We start from the raw sequence: 3,056 nt of genomic DNA on the forward strand, positions 1-3,056 counted from the left end.
TGGGAGGGAGACCTCATCTCAAGGCAAGCTTCCCGCTTAGATGCCTTCAGCGGTTATCCTTCCCGAACGTAGCCAACCAGCCATGCACCTGGCGATACAACTGGCACACCAGAGGTTCGTCCGTCCCGGTCCTCTCGTACTAGGGACAGCCCCCTTCAAGTCTCCTACGCGCGCAGCGGATAGGGACCGAACTGTCTCGCGACGTTCTAAACCCAGCTCGCGTACCGCTTTAATGGGCGAACAGCCCAACCCTTGGGACCTACTCCAGCCCCAGGATGCGACGAGCCGACATCGAGGTGCCAAACCATCCCGTCGATATGGACTCTTGGGGAAGATCAGCCTGTTATCCCCGGGGTACCTTTTAGCCGTTGAGCGACACCCCAACCACACAGAGATGCCGGATCACTAGTCCCAGCTTTCGCTCCTGCTCGACCCGTCGGTCTCACAGTCAAGCCCCCTTGTGCACTTACACTCACCACCTGATGACCAACCAGGCTGAGGGAACCTTTGGGCGCCTCCGTTACCCTTTAGGAGGCAACCGCCCCAGTTAAACTACCCACCAGACACTGTCCCCCACCCGGATCCACGGGCGCGGGTTAGACATCCAAAACGACCAGAGTGGTATTTCACCAACGGCTCCACGACCACTAGCGTGACCGCTTCACAGCCTCCCACCTATCCTACACAAGCCGCCCCAAACACCAATGTCAAGCTATAGTGAAGGTCCCGGGGTCTTTCCGTCCTGCTGCGCGTAACGAGCATCTTTACTCGTAATGCAATTTCGCCGGGCCTGTGGTTGAGACAGCGGGGAAGTCGTTACGCCATTCGTGCAGGTCGGAACTTACCCGACAAGGAATTTCGCTACCTTAGGATGGTTATAGTTACCACCGCCGTTTACCGGCGCTTAAGTTCTCACCTTCGCAACCCCAAAAGAGTCACTAAGCGGTCCCCTTAACGTTCCGGCACCGGGCAGGCGTCAGTCCGTATACATCGTCTTACGACTTCGCACAGACCTGTGTTTTTAATAAACAGTCGCTTCCCCCTGGCCACTGCGACCCCCACCAGCACCCGGCCGCGCAGGCCGGTCACCAGCAAGGGCCCCCCTTCTCCCGAAGTTACGGGGGCAATTTGCCGAGTTCCTTAACCACAGTTCACCCGATCGCCTCGGTATTCTCTACCTGACCACCTGAGTCGGTTTAGGGTACGGGCCGCCGCCACACTCACTAGAGGCTTTTCTCGGCAGCATAGGATCATCCACTTCGCCACAATCGGCTCGGCATCACACCTCACCCCAAATGTGCCGCGGATTTGCCTACGACACGGGCTACATGCTTACCCCAGGACAACCACCGCCTGGGATGGACTACCTTCCTGCGTCACCCCATCGCTTACCTACTACCAGCTCAGGCCGGGCGTTCACCCTCACCCACCACCCGAAGGCAGCAGGGGGCTAAGGACCCTTAGTATCACCAGGTTCAGTATGGGCGCATAACAGCGGGTACGGGAATATCAACCCGTCATCCATCGACTACGCCTGTCGGCCTCGCCTTAGGCCCCGACTTACCCTGGGCGGATTAACCTAGCCCAGGAACCCTTGGTCATCCGGCGCGGGGGTTTCCCACCCCCGATTCGCTACTCATGCCTGCATTCTCACTCGCATCCCGTCCACGACAGGTCACCCCACCGCTTCACCCAGGACACGACGCTCCCCTACCCACCCCCACACACAATGGCGTGAGAGTGCCACGTCTTCGGCGGTATGCTTGAGCCCCGCTACATTGTCGGCGCAGAATCACTTGACCAGTGAGCTATTACGCACTCTTTCAAGGATGGCTGCTTCTAAGCCAACCTCCTGGTTGTCACTGCGACTCCACATCCTTTCCCACTTAGCACACGCTTAGGGGCCTTAGACGATGATCTGGGCTGTTTCCCTCTCGACCACGGAGCTTATCCCCCGCAGTCTCACTGCCACGCTAACATTACCGGCATTCGGAGTTTGACTGACGTCAGTAACCTTGTCGGGCCCATCAGCCAACCAGTGCTCTACCTCCGGCAAGCAACACGCAACGCTGCACCTAAATGCATTTCGGGGAGAACCAGCTATCACGGAGTTTGATTGGCCTTTCACCCCTACACACAGGTCATCCCCCAGGTTTTCAACCCTGGTGGGTTCGGGCCTCCACCCAGTCTTACCTGAGCTTCACCCTGCCCATGCGTAGATCACCCCGCTTCGGGTCCACAGCATGCGACTAAAAACGCCCTATTCAGACTCGCTTTCGCTACGGCTCCCCCACCCGGGTTAACCTCGCCACACACCACGACTCGCAGGCTCATTCTTCAAAAGGCACGCAGTCACACCCCAAAAAGGGATGCCCCCACGGCTTGTAGGCACACGGTTTCAGGTACTCTTTCACAACCCCTCACCGGGGCACTTTTCACCTTTCCCTCACGGTACTCGTGCACTATCGGTCACCAGGGAGTATTCAGGCTTACCAGGTGGTCCTGGCAGATTCACACAGGATTCCTCGAGCCCCGTGCTACTCGGGACAACCACATAAGGAGTCCATCCGGTTTCGCCTACCCGACTCTCACGGTCTACGGCGCCCCATCCCAAAGGCTTCGACTACCAGACGAATTTCTCACTCCCCGGAAGAACGGCGGTCCTCCCACAGCAGCTCCCACAACCCCGCACACGCAACACCCGCCGGCTATCACACGCATACGGTTTAGCCTCATCCGCGTTCGCTCACCACTACTAACGGAATCACTATTGTTTTCTCTTCCTACGGGTACTGAGATGTTTCACTTCCCCGCGTTACCACCAACCGCCCTATACATTCAGACGGCGGCGACACCACATGACTGGTGCCAGGTTTCCCCATTCGGACATCCCCGGATCAACGTCTGGCTGGCGACTCCCCGAGGCTTAACGCAGCCTCCCACGTCCTTCATCGGCTCCTGGTGCCAAGGCATCCACCGTGCGCCCTAAACAACTTGGCCACAAAAGATGCTCGCGTCCACTATGCAAATCTCAAACAACAACCAGACAACCCACC

General features: G+C 58.1%; 1 rRNA gene. It reads right to left on the reverse strand.

What is annotated here, in order from left to right:
• Positions 1 to 3,000, reverse strand: a 23S ribosomal RNA gene (locus tag DP939_RS45120); the annotation flags it as partial.
• Positions 3,001 to 3,056: the final 56 nt, after the last annotated feature.

Source organism: Spongiactinospora rosea (assembly GCF_003315795.1).
GTDB lineage: Bacteria > Actinomycetota > Actinomycetes > Streptosporangiales > Streptosporangiaceae > Spongiactinospora > Spongiactinospora rosea.